Origin of the sequence: Sphingobacterium sp., from assembly GCF_032065005.1 — a bacterium.
Lineage (GTDB): Bacteria > Bacteroidota > Bacteroidia > Sphingobacteriales > Sphingobacteriaceae > Sphingobacterium.
The window spans coordinates 136,691-153,843 of the sequence record NZ_DAMBMM010000001.1; the positions used below are offsets into that span (position 1 = coordinate 136,691).

At 39.9% G+C, this 17,153-nt stretch carries 16 protein-coding genes; 6 read left to right on the forward strand and 10 right to left on the reverse strand.

Annotated elements, in window-relative coordinates:
- Both RT138_RS00605 and RT138_RS00610 read right to left on the reverse strand, forming a co-directional pair.
- Complete coding sequence (locus RT138_RS00605; RefSeq protein WP_313189050.1) at positions 1 to 1,068, reverse strand: endonuclease/exonuclease/phosphatase family protein; 1,068 nt, start codon at positions 1,066 to 1,068, stop codon at positions 1 to 3.
- A gap of 53 nt (positions 1,069 to 1,121) precedes the next feature.
- Positions 1,122 to 1,625: an N-acetyltransferase family protein gene (locus RT138_RS00610; RefSeq protein ID WP_313189051.1), complete on the reverse strand. Its 504-nt coding sequence runs from the start codon at positions 1,623 to 1,625 to the stop codon at positions 1,122 to 1,124.
- 328 nt (positions 1,626 to 1,953) lie between these two features.
- On the opposite strand from RT138_RS00610, the gene RT138_RS00615 reads away from it, so the two are divergent.
- Positions 1,954 to 2,289, forward strand: a complete 336-nt coding sequence (locus RT138_RS00615) for a phosphoribosylpyrophosphate synthetase (protein ID WP_313189052.1) — start codon at positions 1,954 to 1,956, stop codon at positions 2,287 to 2,289.
- Positions 2,290 to 2,299: 10 nt separating this feature from the next.
- On the opposite strand, the gene RT138_RS00620 is transcribed toward RT138_RS00615, so the two are convergent.
- The gene (locus RT138_RS00620) at positions 2,300 to 2,926 is read right to left on the reverse strand and encodes a metalloregulator ArsR/SmtB family transcription factor (RefSeq protein WP_313189053.1); all 627 of its coding nucleotides are present in this window, start codon (positions 2,924 to 2,926) and stop codon (positions 2,300 to 2,302) included.
- A 263-nt stretch (positions 2,927 to 3,189) separates the two neighbouring features.
- On the opposite strand from RT138_RS00620, the gene RT138_RS00625 reads away from it, so the two are divergent.
- Positions 3,190 to 3,453 (forward strand): hypothetical protein, encoded by a 264-nt coding sequence (locus RT138_RS00625; RefSeq protein WP_313189054.1) that lies wholly within the window; start codon positions 3,190 to 3,192, stop codon positions 3,451 to 3,453.
- A 761-nt stretch (positions 3,454 to 4,214) separates the two neighbouring features.
- The gene (locus tag RT138_RS00630; RefSeq protein ID WP_313189055.1) at positions 4,215 to 4,745 is read left to right on the forward strand and encodes a GNAT family N-acetyltransferase; all 531 of its coding nucleotides are present in this window, start codon (positions 4,215 to 4,217) and stop codon (positions 4,743 to 4,745) included.
- A 141-nt stretch (positions 4,746 to 4,886) separates the two neighbouring features.
- Here RT138_RS00630 and RT138_RS00635 read toward each other — a convergent pair whose 3' ends face one another.
- A complete protein-coding gene (locus RT138_RS00635) occupies positions 4,887 to 5,639 on the reverse strand; it encodes a class I SAM-dependent methyltransferase (protein ID WP_313189056.1) in 753 nt (250 codons plus the stop codon).
- 150 nt (positions 5,640 to 5,789) lie between these two features.
- A complete protein-coding gene (locus RT138_RS00640) occupies positions 5,790 to 6,323 on the reverse strand; it encodes a GNAT family N-acetyltransferase (RefSeq protein WP_313189057.1) in 534 nt (177 codons plus the stop codon).
- Positions 6,324 to 7,084: 761 nt separating this feature from the next.
- Here RT138_RS00640 and RT138_RS00645 point away from each other — a divergent pair.
- From RT138_RS00645 to RT138_RS00655, 3 genes are all read left to right on the forward strand, one after another.
- A complete protein-coding gene (locus tag RT138_RS00645; protein WP_313189058.1) occupies positions 7,085 to 7,510 on the forward strand; it encodes a hypothetical protein in 426 nt (141 codons plus the stop codon).
- Between the two features lie 244 nt (positions 7,511 to 7,754).
- Complete coding sequence (locus RT138_RS00650) at positions 7,755 to 8,918, forward strand: acyl-CoA dehydrogenase family protein (RefSeq protein ID WP_313189059.1); 1,164 nt, start codon at positions 7,755 to 7,757, stop codon at positions 8,916 to 8,918.
- A gap of 24 nt (positions 8,919 to 8,942) precedes the next feature.
- Positions 8,943 to 11,042: a 3-hydroxyacyl-CoA dehydrogenase NAD-binding domain-containing protein gene (locus RT138_RS00655; RefSeq protein WP_313189060.1), complete on the forward strand. Its 2,100-nt coding sequence runs from the start codon at positions 8,943 to 8,945 to the stop codon at positions 11,040 to 11,042.
- Positions 11,043 to 11,291: 249 nt separating this feature from the next.
- Here RT138_RS00655 and RT138_RS00660 read toward each other — a convergent pair whose 3' ends face one another.
- The 5 genes from RT138_RS00660 to RT138_RS00680 all read right to left on the reverse strand — a co-directional run bounded on the left by RT138_RS00660 (position 11,292) and on the right by RT138_RS00680 (position 17,014).
- Positions 11,292 to 11,462, reverse strand: coding sequence for a hypothetical protein (locus tag RT138_RS00660; RefSeq protein ID WP_313189061.1), 171 nt, complete (start codon positions 11,460 to 11,462; stop codon positions 11,292 to 11,294).
- Between the two features lie 1,373 nt (positions 11,463 to 12,835).
- Positions 12,836 to 14,284, reverse strand: a complete 1,449-nt coding sequence (locus RT138_RS00665) for a bifunctional 2-methylcitrate dehydratase/aconitate hydratase (protein ID WP_313189062.1) — start codon at positions 14,282 to 14,284, stop codon at positions 12,836 to 12,838.
- 23 nt (positions 14,285 to 14,307) lie between these two features.
- Entirely contained in the window at positions 14,308 to 15,465 is a 1,158-nt protein-coding gene (gene prpC, locus RT138_RS00670) for a 2-methylcitrate synthase (protein ID WP_313189063.1), read from the reverse strand.
- Position 15,466: 1 nt separating this feature from the next.
- Complete coding sequence (gene prpB / locus RT138_RS00675) at positions 15,467 to 16,345, reverse strand: methylisocitrate lyase (RefSeq protein WP_313189064.1); 879 nt, start codon at positions 16,343 to 16,345, stop codon at positions 15,467 to 15,469.
- Positions 16,346 to 16,531: 186 nt separating this feature from the next.
- Positions 16,532 to 17,014, reverse strand: coding sequence for a very short patch repair endonuclease (locus RT138_RS00680; protein ID WP_313189065.1), 483 nt, complete (start codon positions 17,012 to 17,014; stop codon positions 16,532 to 16,534).
- Between the last annotated feature and the right edge of the window lie 139 nt (positions 17,015 to 17,153).

A 17,153-nucleotide genomic window follows, 5' to 3' on the forward strand; every position in this document is an offset into this window, starting at 1 on the left:
TTATTGGTCATCTGATGTGTCTGCATTCCGTTTCTCTGCAGCGACTTCTTTATCTTCTTGGTTTGCTTCCAATTGATTGTCTTCTTGCTCTTCTTCAGCTCTTTCCTCAAATTGTATATGTACGAATATAGGAAAGTGATCGGAGTTATAGTTGTCCAATTTCTTTAATTCCCTCAATTTAAAATCGGCAGAGATAAATGCATGGTCCAAGGGGAATTGCATCAAAGGTTGTTTGGCGTGGAAGGTATTATAAAAACCTCTTCCTCTACGCGGATCGAGCAATTCACTCATCTTAAGGAATAATTCGGTAGTATAGCTCCAGGCAACATCATTCAAGTCGCCAATAACTATCACCGGTAAATTACATTCCTTAGCTTTCTTTGCCACGATCAATAATTCCTTATCCCTTTCTGTTGATCTTGGGTTTTCATTTGGAACAGGTGGAGTAGGGTGTACAGCATATACCTGAACAGGTTGTCCGGAAGGAAGCTCGATCTGGCAATCAATACTGGGTATTTCATCTTCGACAAGGTATTTCACTTCCGCATTATGGATGGGAAATTTAGAGTAAAATAACATCCCATAGGTATTGTCAATTGGAACCCTTACATGGTATTTGTATTCCGTTTCCAATGCTTGCGTTTGTCGGTCCCATTCGTGGCTCGTTTCTAATAGCAGCAAAAGATCAGGATTATTGTTATGGACAACACTTAGGCAGCCTTTATAGTCATCGTTGTCCTCATATACATTGGAAATCATGACTTTCAGGCTGTTCTTGTCATCAATTTTATCCGCCTTATAGACTTGTTTTTTCCAAACTGGAGTAAAGGGAAGGATTTGTTTGAGGAGATAAATGATATTGATGAGGATTAATATGCCAAAAACCAGCAGGACGGTATTTTGAAAATCTGCATGAATCAAATATATGATCAACCAAAGTATAGATAGGGCAAGTTTCTGGATTCTAGGGTATTCAAATACGCGAAAGGTCCAATGATCCTGACGGATCAGTGGCAGAAATGTGAAAATTAAAAGTAAACTCCCAAAGGCAATTAGTGCGATTTCCATTTTACTAAAATAAGATAAAATTATTTTTGTTTGCTAAAGACTGAAAATGGCCGTTAGGGCGTGATCCTTTTCCCCATGATGATGAGTCCCCTTTCCGTGTTATCCAATTGCGCAATATTGGGCAGGTTGGCCCATTCCTCAAAACCAAAGTGCCTGAAAAGTTTCAGGCTAGGTTCATTATGCGAGAATATAAAGCCTAGCAGGGTTTTAATACCCAATGTTGGAGCCTCGTTAATGGCATGTTCCAAAGCTTTTTTCCCCAATCCCATTCCCCTTATGCTAGGGTCCAAATAAATGCTGATCTCCGCTGTAGCATTATAGGCCGGTCTGCCATAAAAGGATTGAAAACTGAGCCAACCAATAGTTTTATCCTCCATTTCCAAAATCCATAAAGGTCGATGTTTGGCGTTATGTTCATAGAACCAATTGTTTCTGCTCTCAACGGATACAGGTTCCAGATCGGCGGTAACCATCCTCGAAGCAATCGTGCTATTGTATATTTCTACAATTCGGTTAAGGTCAGCATAGATGGCTTCTCTGAATTTAATGTTAGTCATGTGGATTTCTTTGGACAAATATAAGGTTTTGGGAGAGGTTTTGAACCAGGGGACTTTTCCATCGAGCAATTACAAAATGGATCTTGGCCCATCCTCTCATCCTGTACCCTGAGCGGCGACGAAGGGCATCCCGGTTCATTTCCAGATCTTTGTCCATCTTCGAATCCTGTACCCTGAGCGGCGTCGAAGGGCATCCTGGTTCAAACAGAAACGGATCAATCCCAGCATCCTCTTTTATTTATTGACTTTAAGATGTCCATTGTTTTCGAATATTTTATTAAATTTCAATAATCTGAAAATCAGGGTTGTTACAATAAATCAATATACTATGGAACCAAGAAATAGGAAGAGTTACGATACGTTGAGTGAAGCGGTCAATGACTTGCAAAACATGGGTTATGTAGAGGATTTTGTGATTCAGGAAGATGGAGAGTGCTTGTTTTGCGTGGGGCGATCAAAGGAGCTTTCTCCAGAACAATTTGTGATTGATGAAATCTACCGTTTTGAGGGGATGACCGATCCGGGGGATGAAAGCATCTTGTTTGCTATTTCCTCGACGGATAATCTTATTAAAGGTCTTGTGATCAATAGCTTTGGTGCGGACTTTAGCTTTACGGCTTCAAGATTGGTGGAAGAATTGAACCGAAGAAGGAGAAATGATTAAACGATTTGGTTTATTGTTTCTTTTCAATCTTGTACACACAACGATTATCATCTGCTAAAATATGTTTGACCCGATTCACTTCGAGGTCTTCACCCAACAATGCCCTAAAATTCTTGAGTTCTGCCCGACAGAACTGCTGACATTCCGTTGCCGCAGCACAAATGGGACAATGGTTTTCAATCAAGTAATAAGTCTGGCCTTCCTTCTTCCATTCTGCCATATAGCCTTCTTCGGACCTGATTTCAACCAGCTTCTTTAATTTATCACTGATGCTCTTGGAACCCTTTAGTTTTTCCTCATAGCGCAAGTATGAACTTTTCTCACGATCGCTGATCAACAGATCTAAGGCATTTTCACCTAAGAGTGACTTGATGGATTGTAGGAGCTGTACCGTAATATCGGCGTGGTTATCTGGAAACTTGGCTAAGCCGGTCTGACTTAAGGAATAATAGGTAAAGGGCCTGCCGACACCCGATTTCTTGCATACGCCATGAACCAAACCCTCCTCAGATAGCTTCAATAATTGTTGCCTTGCACCTTCTTTTGTGATGCCTAATTCCTCAGCGATGCTAGCGGCATCAATTTCACCGCGCATCTTCATCAACATAATTATTTTGTCTGAATTGTTCTTTTTCATTAGCCAAGTTATTTCTTGCTTTATTCTAACAAATATAAATAAATAATTCCAATAGATTTTTTCTAAGCAGAATAGGGAAAATCTATAATTATACCATTTTCAATGTTTAATGCAGTTGTATTGATTATTTTATTATTAATCCTTCATTAATTCTGCTTTAATAAAACAAGTGTATACTTGTTTTATTAAAGCTATTTTTTAACTTTGGTTCATACAATCTAGAATCGATTGTCAACTATTACTTCAATTAATACAACCTTATCATGGAGAACTACATATTATCCTTTCGAGCTCCGTTAAACGCACTTTTGCAAAGGCAACAGATCTTTGAAAAGTTAGCTCAAGAATATCCTCAATTGGGTCCCATATCGATCGATATGGATGATAAACAATATGTCATGAACGTACATGCTCCTGGGCGGCTAGAGAACGAAATTCAAAACAGCCTGTTGAGCTATGGATTTCGCATCGCTTTCTTAAAAGCCGATCTGATTAAAGTACTTGATCCAAAGGTCAAGATTGCTTAATATTTTTTCATTTCTATTTGTCAGGCGGGTCTTTCTAGAGAGGGATCCGCTTTTTTGTTTGGCTAAAAAGCAGACTTTTCGGACGAAACTGAGTACTGCCAACCTAACTTTATAAAAATTTTTAATAATTATTAAGCGGTTTTTTTAATGAAATATGTGGCTAGATTTCGATTGAAGCAAGAAAACGCCTTTTAAACAAGAAATTTTGCAGGATGGTACAGGATGGATCAAAAATGGAATCTTTTTAGATTTGGAACAAGGGCATTGGTACTGCTTTAAAAATAAAACCTAAACTCAACCTTGTGAAGGGTTATAATTACAATAGGATGGGCCTTGCATAATTATAACCCCTTACTTTATAAAAAATCATTGAATAAAGACAAAAACAATATACAAGATCATCATTAATTAAATTGGTTCATAAGGGTTATCAAAACCCGTTTCTGTAAATTCCCCAAAGCCCTTTGGGGAATTTTTTTTTACCTTTTCTGGGCCGATAAAGTTTTGAAAATTTATGGATTTCCAGTGGTCAAAATTGTAACTGAAATTCTTTGTTGCATTTTGACCAACACTCGGTTTAGCCTGGCTCTTATTCGAGACATATTTTGAAATTTCCGAATATGTCTCGAACAAGACCAAAAGGAGGGTCGAAGGGTCAATTCCATGAAAATTTTTATTCTTGAAAAATTTAGACAAAATTTTATCCTGAAATCTTATCGTTAGTAGAAAACAGAATCTGATTAAAAAATGTATTTTTGGTTATGTCAAAAGAACAATTTTCGGGATTTACTTTTAGAAAAGCTCTGCCAGAAGAGGCAGAGTTGATTTGGTCCATTATGCAGGAGGCTATAGATAAGAGACGTGAGGAGGGGAGTCAGCAATGGCAAGATGGATATCCTAACTTGGATGTCGTGAAAACGGATATTGAAAAAGGATATGGATATGTGAGCATTGATCCTAACGGCCAATTGACGGGCTATTTAGCCTTAATTTTCGACGGTGAGCCGGCCTATGAGGCCATTGCCGATCAATGGTTGACCAATAGGCCTTTCTCCGTGGTGCATAGGATAGCCGTTTCCCAATCCAATTATGTGAAGGGACAGGCAACCTGGATGCTGGAGGAAGCACAACAAGTGAGTTTGGAAAATGGGTACTTGAGCATGAAGGTCGATACCAATTTTGATAATACGGGGATGTTGCGGGTATTGGACAAGTTAGGTTATGTATATTGTGGGGAAGTATACTTCCGTGGAAGTGCAAGGAAAGCTTTTGAAAAGAAATTGGATGAATAAAAAGGGAAAAATAAAATCTTTAAATAAAATAGAAAGAGGTTCTTAGGAACCTCTTTTTTTGATGAAATACTTTTTTTCTGTCACCAAACCCAAGAAATAAACAGGATTTATTTAATAAAGTTTGTTAGGAAGATTAAAAAATTAACTCGGTAGTTTTCCCACACGCATAATGATCTTCCATGTTACCTGTTTAGCCTCTTCTTCATCGGTCCAAAAAGGCTGTAATTCTTCTTTCAATTTAAAGAGAGGATTCCTTTCTTCTTGCTGTATATACCGTTGGGTGGCCGACCAGCTCAACAGATGGCCTAAAAAGTCCTGAAGTTTATATTTTTTACGGATATAGAATTCAGGAGGCTCGATTTCCCGGAAAGGGAAGGGTATGGTGGTGTATCCTTGTTGCAGTAATTTGATTTCAGAAGGCCAGTAAGGTCCGACGGTTTTATCATGGAAATTTTGGGTAATGGGGTCGATGTTCTTGTCGACCTGAGGGACAGCATAGGCCCATACCGCAATGATTCCATCTTTTTTAAGGACTCTTTTTGCAGCTTCGTAAAATTTATCGATATCGAACCAATGTATGGCCTGTGCTACGGTAATTATATCGACAGCATGCGCAGGAAGACTAGGTTCTTCTGCTCTTTCCACATGGTAGGTAACCTTTTCATGTTGAAAAGCATTTTTGATCTGGGCCTCACTTGGGTCCGAAGCATAGACTTGGTCATAGAAATCGGCTAAATGTATGGCAGATTGCCCGTTTCCCGTACCACAGTCCCATGCCAAGGCATGCGCAGGAGTTAAGTTGCTGAGATAATCATACAGTTCATGTGGGTATGATGGTCTAAACTGAGCATAAATAGATGCTTGTTTAGAGAAGTTGTCGCTAAAAGTTGCCATAGTACCTTTTTATTACATCTATTTGTCTCTTAAATTTACGAATAATTGATGAGCAAAAAAGCTATTGTCTGAGATAATTTTTATTGATTATTAAGAGGATACGGTTTTAGTAGATTTTTGTTGACAGAAGATTTGACAGACAGGTCTTTCTTAAAAAATGAATTTATCGAGATCTAATTCACAGAAAAAAGAAGGGGATCCTTCGTGATCAAAACTTTCTCCGATTTCGAAGCCCATTTTTTTGAGAATGTTCTGCGACCCAAAGTTTTCAGGATGTACGGTGGCATACAGCTTTTTAAGGTTCATGACTTCTTTTGCATATTTGACGGTCGCAATGCAGGCTTCTGAAGCGTATCCATTGCCCCAATGTTTTCTTTTCAATCTGTAGCCCAGATCATAAAATTCGCTCCTACCGTTTAAGGGATAGTCGATGTACTTTAACCCGCACCATCCAATCATTTCCATATTGTCCTTTTTGATGACTGCCCAGCGTGCTATTCCATTTTCTTGGTATTGCTTTTGGATAAATTGAATAGCTTCATCGATTTCTTGTAAGGATTTTACGGGTTGGTTGAAGATGTACCGATGTACTTCATGGTCTGCGTCCATTTCAAACATATCGTTTCGGTCTGTTAATGAAATTTGCCGGAGAATAAGCCTTTTGGTTTCAAGAATTGGAGACATGGTTGTTTTCAGTTTAATTTTTGGCCACTTGAAAGTACAAAAATATAGTTGTTGGCGCAATTTTTAATTTATTTGTCGAAATAATCTGACAAAAAACGGCAAAAACTACAAATTATATTTGGCTATTTATGGCTTAATTATCTAATTTAGACGCTTAATAAATCAAAAAAAAGTTTAATAAATCGTATTTTAACTACCTAAGAAAATCATAGTCAAAAGTCATCAGCCTTGATGACTTTTTTTTTGGTTGCTGCTCAGGATTCTGAGCGTATCCTGTAAGGGTCTTCATAGCCAACAGGATAAGTTGTGATTTCCATCCTTAACAATTAACAAATACTTAATGTTTTTATATCAAAATTTTATCTAACAATGCTATGTTTTATAAAAAATTCAATTTATAAAATAATGAAAGAAATGATTTTTAGATAAGTCTGAAAAGGTTAATGTCTTGGTTTTTAGTTTAGTGAAAAAATATTTGCAAAGAGTTATTTATTGTGAATCAATAATTCCAGCCTTTTCTCTTTATTAAAAATATAATAAAAAATATGTTTTAATATTAAATTAATTTAAATATAGTTACTTTTGCAGAGGTAATTCCTTTGGGTAGTAGTTAAAATTTATTGCTGATTAAAAGTGTTAATCGCAGTGAACTGAACTGTATATGTACATACGATTCGGTTGAGTAGTTTATGGACTAAGAGCGATTACGAACATGATTGGGGAGGAGTAATAAGCTTTTGAAATATCTTAATTATTTTAATATGGAAATACCAAACAACACCTTGGAAGGGCAGGATCTTGAAAGGAAACTACAGGATGTCGCTGCGAATTGTTTTACCACATCAAAAAACTTGGAGAACTTGAGTGTTGAGCAACGGTCGCAGATTGTTGATTTATTTGATCGCATTAAATATAAGGACATAATCGATCAAGGATTTTGGAGTTTAGGCGGTGGATTGAACCATTATAAACTCAGTTTAAACGAGATCAAATTGACTTTATTGGAAGTTTTGTCTTCGCGGTCAGACGATAAGGAAAGACTGATCCTTAAGGAGATGTTTCTATTCTTAAATATTCTTGATGAACCTAGTTTCTATCAGTTATTTGCCTTGAGACAATTGATACACTGTCCAGAAGAAATCTTTGACGAGAAAGTAAAAGAAATCTCGGGAAATTATTTTGAATAATCATTCAACCTTTTTAGGCATCGGCGGCTAGGGCAAACCCTCCGGTTCCCCTGGTCTTCTGCTTGTTTTGAACCAGGGTAAATAAAAATCCTCTTATTTAGGGTGGGATTTGCCAGCTGGCTGATGCCTTTTGTTTTAACGGATAATTCATGGAAAATTGACCAAGATTTCCTAAATTTATCCCTAAAGGAGCATTAATTTATTTCTGTTTAATTAGATGCTCTGCAAAACCAAATAAACTTATATGTTTTTGACACCAATTAGCCCTGAGCACCAGTTTTTCAGGGAGAGTTTACGTTCATTTATTAAAAAAGAGATCCTCCCACATATTGATCAATGGGAGAGTGAAGGTAAAATTGATAAAGCCATCTGGCGAAAAATGGGTGAGATGGGCTATTTAGGCCTAAATTTGCCTGAGGAATATGGCGGATTGGACCTTGATTTTTTTTACTCCCTTATCTTCTGTGAAGAACTATCCTATTGCTTTTCTGGTGGATTTGCCATTTCAGTCTTGGTTACAGAATATATGTCTGCACCATATTTATTGAAATATGGCTCAGCTTTCCTGAAAGAGAAATACCTCAGTAAGGTCATTTCAGGCGAATTGGTCAGCGCAATAGCGATTACAGAACCTGGAGCAGGATCCGATGTGCAAAATATAAAAACTACAGCAACAGATGAAGGTGATTATTTCTTGGTCAATGGTTCCAAGACTTTCATTACCAATGGATATTATGGGGACTTTTTTATCACCGTGGTCAAAACAGATCCCAAAGCTGGTGCTTCAGGGATCAGCTTGCTTTTAATCGATCGAGAATCAGAAGGCCTAACAACCAATAAAATCCAGAAATTGGGTTGGCATGCTTCCGATACAGCTGAACTGGCGTTTGATAATGTAAAAGTTCCTAAGGACCACTTGCTCGGTGAATTGGGCAAGGGTTTTAAGTATTTGATGGGAGGCTTGCAGCTGGAGCGTCTGACCGCTGCCATACATAGCCTCGCAACTGCGGAATCTGCAGTCGATTATACCCTAAAGTATCTCAAAGAAAGGTCGGCTTTTAACAAACAATTGAAGGATTTTCAAGTTATTCGTCATAGGGTGTCGCAGATGATGGCAGATATTGAGGTATTAAAAAGCTTTGTCTATCACTGCTGTGACCTGGAGAATCAGAAAAAATATGCCGTAAAGGAGTGTTCCATTGCAAAACTGCAATGCAGTGAACTGGCCGTCAAGGTCGTAGGCGAATGTTTGCAGCTGTTTGGTGGATATGGCTTTACAGAAGATTATAAAATTTCCAGGTTATACCGAGATGTTCGCGTAGGTACGATCATTGGCGGTACCTCGGAAATTATGCTTGAAATTCTGTCGAAAATATTCATTGATGAAGTGGATTATGAAAAACGTTAAATAACCGATGTAAATAAGAGGATAATGAGTAAAATTAAGGAGAGAATCAAAGAGCAAATCAGTGTCAGTAAAAATGCTGATGGGGTCTATCAATTGAGATGGATCAACGTAAGGTCGCGCCCACATGATCTTTCATTGGATGAATTTAAGTTCTGTATCGAACTACTGCTTTCTGTCCTTAAAAAAAGTGATTGTACCAGTCTACAATTGATCTTGGAGGGAAAGTTTAGGGATGCAGACTATGAGGAATTGATCTATACGGCCGGAAAGGAAGGCTTTCTGACAAAGTTGGAGCATATCGATGAAATGATCATCGAGCTTTCGGAAATTGATAAACCAACGGTTGTATTATTTGATAAAGCCTGTACTGGCTTGGCAGCAGCTTTTTTGTTGCTGTTTGATCGACGTATTGGGATCGGTCCTAAAGCCAAGATGGGATTCCCAGAAGGTGCCTTCGGTATGCTGACTGGAAATGGAAGCTTCAGCAAGCTATTAGGGCTTGTGGATGCAGAGTTGGTTTTTGACCTGTTGAACTCGGGTCGGATGATAAAACCTGAGGAAGCCGAAAAAGCCGGTCTGCTCCAGGATAGGATCAGTTCTTGGGAACAGGTCCAGGCTTGGCTTCAGGAAAATTCAACCCTCCATACTGAGGATAAATTCAAATGGAAGGTAGATCCTGATCAGTTATCAGCAACTATACAGCAATTAAATGCCAAATCGATAAAGCCTTTGTTGATGACAGAGGTGTTGTTGAGTTTGATCCAGAATTCGGAGGGACAGAGTTTTAAAGACTTATTGACTAAGGAGCATTTAGCTTATTTAGGTCTATTGACTGCCAAGGAAACCATGGCAAGGGTAAGGACCTTCCATTATGCTGTAGAGGATGCAATTGCCATGTGCAAGGAGGTTGAAGAGGAAGAAATCAATAAAGTCGCTGTCATTGGCGCAGGGATGATGGGATCTGGCATTGCGTATGAGGTTGCAAAAGCAGGGATTGACGTGATCCTAAAGGATGTTGATCTGCAAAACGCAGAAAGGGGAAGAGCCTATTCCGAAAAGCTGTGCAACAAACTGATCGAATTAAATAAAATGAAGGAGGATGATAAGCCTAAGATTTTGGAGCGAATTCTTCCTACGGATCAATTAGAGGATTTGGATGGTGCTGAAATCATTGTTGAAGCGGTCTTTGAAGATAAACGGTTAAAGGCGGAGGTCATCAATGAAAGCAAGCGGTTTCTAGCGCAGAGCGGTTTATTTGCTTCCAATACAACTTCACTTCCCATCAGTAAATTATCTAAATCATTTGATGATCCGAGTAGGTTTATTGGTCTGCACTTTTTCTCGCCCGTGGACCGAATGGCCCTGGTAGAGGTTATTCGGGGCAAGGAAACGTCGGAGGAAACCTTGGACAAAGCTTTGAGCTTTGTTGGCAAATTGAAAAAGATACCCATTGTGGTGAATGATGGTCCTGCTTTCTTTACCTCGCGGATATTTTTCTATTATCTTTTGGAAGGAATTACCATGTTATTGGAAGGTGTTCCTGCGGAAAGAATTGAAGAAGCTGCCAAAAACGCGGGTTTTGGCGTTGGGCCATTAGCGGTTCTGGATGAGATATCATTGCCATTGATGGTGCATGTATATGAGCAGCTTCCTGATATGAGCTTCAGCCAGAAAAGAGTTTATAACTATCTGCAAAGGATGATCAAGAAAGGGAGGACTGGCAGAAAATCTAGTCGTGGATTCTATGATTACCCTGATAATAAACCTAAAAAATACTATACCGATCCAGAGTTAAAGGATCTCGATAGCCAAATCTCGGCAAAGGATATTCAAGATCGATTATTGGCCGTCTTAGCCTTGGATAGTTACCGCTGTTTAGAGGAAGGAATTTTATTTAGCCCAATAGACGGTGATCTAGGTTCGGTTATGGGATTGGGATATCCTGTCCAGACCGGAGGTGTATTTGGATATTTCGATATGATCGGATTGGATGAATTTATCAAGATCTGCGAGAATTTTGGACAGTATGGTGATGAATGGGAAATTCCAGATTCATTGATCAAATTAAGAGACGAAGGATTCCAGTTCTATGATGGATTTGAATCCAATTGGGTAGATGAATAGGGGGATGTTCAGAAAACTTTCAGATAAAGATAGTAGGATTGGGCTTATGAAAATAAGCCCAATTTTTATTTAATGTGAGGGAGAGTCATCCCACCAATTCTCTTCGTTACTTTTGAAGCCCAAATTAACCAAAACCGACGAAGGAGCTCATGGATACCAATTCTCTTCGTTACTTTTGAAGCCCAAATTAACCAAACCGACGAAGGAGCTCACGGATACCAATTCTCTTCGTTACTTTTGAGGCCCAAATTAACCAAACCGACGAAGGAGCTCAGGGATACCAATTCTCTTCGATACTTTTGATGCGCAAAAGTAACCAAACCGACGAAGGAGCTCACGGATACCAATTCTCTTCGTTACTTTTGAAGCCCAAAAGTAACCAAAAGGCTTCGGCTCATTTAAGATGGCTTTTCGCGCCATCCAACACACATGAAAAGAATGCCTTGTTGTCGGGAATATCTTTCAAAATATCATCCCTTTTGATGGAATGATCTTTTGAAAGCATTCCAAGGCCAATCCCATCGCACAGGGCAACGGCATTCTTTCCATTTTTCCGCCATTGGAAATGAGCCGGGGGCTAAAGGGCTTCCTTCGGAAGGATGATGTTTGTATTGAGAAACCCCTGGAAGGGGGTAAAATCTTTGTAGAACCTGGATGTTTGAAATGGTGAACCCACAGCGTGGGTGAAATGTTTGTAGAACCTGAATGTTTGAAATGGCTTACCCACAGCGTGGGTGAAATGTTTGAAGAAAAATTGTACAGTCAGAAAGACAACCCCTAGCGGGGGTGGAATCTTTGTAGAAATTGGATGTTTGAAATGGTGAACCCACAGCGTGGGTGTAATGTTTGTAGAAGGGAGTTTTGTTCTTCGGCTAACCCACAGCGTGGGTGAAATGTTTTTCTATACTCTTTCTGTGTCACCCTGAGGGCTCGCCGAAGGGTCTCGGAACTATCCATACTTCACTTGAAATGGTTTTCTCATCTTACGATTTCGAAATGACAAACCCCTCTAAATAAAATAAAAAATAGATTCTTCGTTGCACTCTGAATCCCTCTTTAGCGCATTGTGATTCTGAACGATCAGTGAAGAATCTGTACGGTTCTCCCTCCCATGACCTTGTCATTCTCAATCGAAGATTGAGGACCTGTACGCCAGTACAATCCTAAAGATTTTAATCGATTAGGTCTGCAATATTCCGAGATCCTTCCTTTGTCAGGACGACAGGAAGGGCGAAACCGAAGGTTAAGGAACTGTACGCCAATACATTTATGGATTGAATGGTTCCGAGATTCTTCGTACCTAGCAATGACAAGTTTGATAGAACTGTGTTTTTAGGTATTTAGACCTATATTTATTTCCTGATGAATTTTTCTTTTGGCGGACTACTGCCCTGGAAGGGCAGAATTTTTTTAGCAATGGTATCGAACAATATAGCGCTAATGCAAAAACGATGTTCGATTAATCGAACATTGTTTTTGCGCGACTTACAGGCTAACGTGCCATGCCAGCTAAAATAATGGAACCCCAAAAGGGGTTCTAAATTTAAAAAATAAAAGAGCTAATAGATTTTTATTGCCTACATGCTGTCATCAAATGGGGTTAAATTTGGTCGAGAAAGCTATATTCAAACCCCAAATCTTGGTCTATCCTCTCATCCCTTTCATCCTGGTTCAAAACCCAAATCTTGGTCTTACAGTTGGGTGAGCGGCGTCGAACCCCCATCCCGTAGCCTGAGCTGCATCGAAGGGCATCCTGGTTCAAAAAAAAGCGGCCTGTTCAGCCGCTTCTTTATTTATACCATTAAATCCACTAATTCATGGACTGGGATATCTTTAATCTTATCGAAATCCAGGGTGTTTTCAAGAATTGTTTTCTGTTGTTTTTCAGCGAAGACCCTTGCAAGATTGATTTTATATTTTTCGATCAGTTTCGGGATTCCTTCATCGCGACGTCTACGGTGACCGATAGGATATTCCACAACCACCTCTTCCAATATGCTTCCGTCATTCAATTCAATGGTCAAGGCGTTAGCAATTGATCTTTTTTCAGGATCGTGGTAGTCTTTGGTAAATTGAGGGTCCTCAAAACAGGTTATTTTTTCCCTAAGGGCATCGATTCTAGGATCAGCAGCAACATTGTCTTCGTAGTCAGCAGCTGTCAGTCGACCAAAGATTAAAGGAACGGCTACCATATATTGGATAGCATGATCACGATCCGCAGGATTATGTAGTGGTCCTTTTTTATCAATGATGCGGATGGCAGCTTCATGGGTCCTGATTTTGATACCCTTGATGTCATCGGATGATTTTCCGGCATCTTTTAATTGCTGATGTAAGGTCATAGCAGCTTCCACAGCAGTTTGGGAGTGGAACTCAGCTGGGAATGAAATCTTGAACAGCACGTTTTCCATAACATAAGTGCCGTAAGGGCGTTGGAATTTAAATGCATTTCCTTTAAAGGAGACATCATAGAATCCCCATACCGGTGCGGTCAATACGGAAGGATATCCCATTTCACCTTTTTGGGCGATCAAGGCCAAGCGAACTGCTCTGGAAGTTGCATCTCCAGCGGCCCAAGATTTACGGCTACCCGTATTCGGTGCATGTCGGTAGGTCCGGAGTGACTGCCCATCTACAAAGGCAAGCGAAAGGGCATTGATCAATTCCTCTTTGTTCAATCCCAATAGTTTGCTCACCACGGCTGTTGAAGCGACCTTTACCAAGATTACGTGATCAAGGCCAACCTTGTTAAAGGAGTTTTCCAATGCCAGGACACCTTGAACTTCATGGGCCATGATCATGGATTCCAAAACGTCTAACATGATCAACGGTTTTTTGCCGGCAGCAATCCTGTTTCTGGAAATCCAATCGGCAACAGCGAGGATTCCGCCCAGGTTATCTGAAGGATGTCCCCATTCAGCGGCTAACCAGGTGTCATTGAAATCTAGCCAACGGACCATCGCGCCAATATTAAATGCGGCTTGGATAGGGTCTAATTGAAAGGGCGTTCCTGGGACCTTTGCACCATTTGGAACAACCGTTCCTGGGACAATGGGTCCCATAAGTTTTGTGCAAGCAGGATAGGTTAGGGCTTCGAAGCCACAACCGATGGTGTCAAGGAAACAATAGTGAGCAGTTTTTAAGGCTAAGTCGCTATTGATTTTAAAATCAAGGATATAATCTGCAATATCAACCAATACCTGGTCAGGATTTGGTCTGTTGTTTGGAATATGTGATGACATTCTAATATATAAGTGTTTTTGTGTTAATTTTTTCTTTCTGCTATTGGAATAAATTCTCTGTTTTCTGGGCCTGTATAATTGGCGCTAGGCCTAATAATTTTACCATCTTGGCGTTGTTCGATCACATGGGCACCCCAACCTGAAATCCTGGACATGACAAACAGAGGCGTGAACATATCGGTAGGGATTCCCATTAAATGGTAAGCAACTGCAGAGAACCAATCCAGGTTCGGGAACATACGTTTTTCATCCCACATGACGGTTTCTATCCGTTCTGCGATATCGAATAAGCGCATGTCGCCACTTTCTTCGGAGAGTCTTTTGGCAATTTTCTTGATGACCTGATTTCTCGGGTCGGCGATGGTATAGACTGGATGCCCAAATCCGATGATGACTTCTTTATTCGCCAATCTCTTTTTGATATCGGCTTCGGCTTCATCTGCGTTGGCATAGCGTTCCTGGATTTCATAGGCTACCTCATTTGCACCGCCATGTTTTGGACCACGAAGGGCGCCAATTGCCCCAGCAATACAGGAATAGATATCAGAACCTGTACCGGCTATGACCCTAGCAGTAAAAGTCGATGCATTGAATTCGTGCTCAGCATAGAGGTTTAGGGAAACCTGCATGGCCCCTACCCAGGAATCACTTGGTTTTTTTCCATGTAATAGATGAAGGAAATGTCCGCCGATTGTCGCATCATCCGTTTTTACATTGATTTCTTTTTGGTTATGGCTGTAATGGTACCAATAGAGGAGAGCCGAGCCCATGCTAGCCATTAATCGATCGATAATATTTCTGGTTGTTTCAACTTCATGTTGGAGGGGCTCGGGCTCAAGGTTTCCAAAAACCGAAACGGAAGTCCGCAGTAAATCCATGGGATGTGCAAATTCTGGGATTAATTTCAGCACCTCTTTTAAAGGTTCTGGAAGTCCACGGTCCTTGATCAGTTTTTGCTGATATGTTTCCAATTCCTTTTGAATTGGAAGATGTTCATGGATCAACAGGTAGGCTACTTCTTCAAAGCTAGCTTTTTCTGCAAGGTCCAAGATGTCATAACCTCTATAATGAAGGTCATTGCCACTTTTACCAACGGTACAAAGGCTTGTATTACCAGCAGGAACACCCGAAAGGGCAACGCTTTTTTTAGGTTTGAAACCTGATTCATTTGCTTCTTTCATATTATTTGTTTTTAAACAATTGGTCTAGTTCGTTTTCATAACGATAATAGTCGATACTCTGATAAAGTTCTTCCCGAGTTTGCATGCTGTCTATCACCTGCGCTTGAGAACCATCCTTTCTGATATGCTGATAGACATTCAGGGCAGCTTTGTTGGCCGCACGAAAAGCTGATAGCGGATACAGAACGATGGAGACGCGCACATCCTTCAATTGCTGAACAGTGTACAAGTCTGTTTTTCCAAATTCGGTTATGTTGGCTAGGATCGGTAGGCCTGTAGCTTCAGCGAATCGTAGATAATCCTCCAAATTGGTCACGGCTTCTGCAAAAATGAAATCAGCCCCAGCAATTTGATAGGCAACGGCACGTTCCAAGGCCTTGTCCAACCCTTCGGAGGCAATGGCATCTGTCCTTGCTCCAATTTGAAAATCAGTGTCTGTACGTGCATGGACTGCTGCCTTGATCCTATCAACCATCTCTTCAGTAGAGACCAGTTCCTTGCCGGGTCTATGGCCACAGCGTTTGGCACCGACCTGGTCTTCCATGTGGATACCGGCGGCACCTGCCTTTTCCAAGGATTTGATCGTTCTGGCGATATTGAATGCCGAGGGGCCAAAGCCAGTGTCGATATCGACCAATAGGGGAAGCGAACACACGTTGGTAATTCGTTGAACATCGATCAGGACATCCTCTAACGTGGTGATCCCTAGATCAGGAATACCTAATGAACCAGCTGCTACACCACCACCGGATAGGTAAATGGCTTTAAATCCAGATTGTTCTGCCAATAATGCATGGTTAGCATTAATAGCGCCTACGACCTGTAATGGGGTTTCAGATTGAATAGCTTCTTTAAATTTACGACCTGCAGAATCCTTCATATATGTGACGGGATAAATAGTTTATAAAATGATAATGGGAAGGGAAAATGAACTAAGGTAACGTCAATTTGCCTCTCTCTTAAAGGTAGGAAAATTTATGGGTTATCGGAATTTTTATGCTGGAAAAGATGAATAAGAAAATGGCCTTAAAAGATAGGTATTAGACTGATTTTGAAAGCGATTGAATTAGGGGTATAGCCTTCTGGTTTCAATAAACAGATCGATTTGGTTCAGGACTTTTTTCAGATCCTTTATCACTTCATGAGACCAGAACCTGAATACCGTATAGCCCAATTCCCGCAAGGCTTTGTTGTTAAAGAAATCCTTTTGCATATTTCTTTCAATTTTTGGAATCCAAAATGCTTGGTTGCTCTTTATCTTAGTTTTTACATTTTCCCAATCATAGCCATGCCAAAATTCACCATCCACAAAGATGGCCAATTTGTATCGCTGGATGACGATATCTGGACTTCCTGGAAGTTTCTTTTGATGGATTCGGTATCGGATGTTTTTATTCCAAAGAGCTTTGCGCAATATAAGTTCGGGTTTAGAATTTTTGCCTTTAATCTTAGACATTATCTTACTACGCTTCTTACTGGTGTAAAAACCTTTCGACTCCTCAAAGCGAGGAACTTGAATTGGGCTGTCATTGTAAAACTTATTAACCATCTACTAAATTTAAAGAAAATGTGTGATTTCTGAAGTAATAAGAAAGGTTTTAAAAGAATAGTTATACTTATACTGGCTTGACTTTTCCTAATAATATTTAATTTGAAGCAAAATTTGTTAAGTGTTGTTTTTTTTCTAT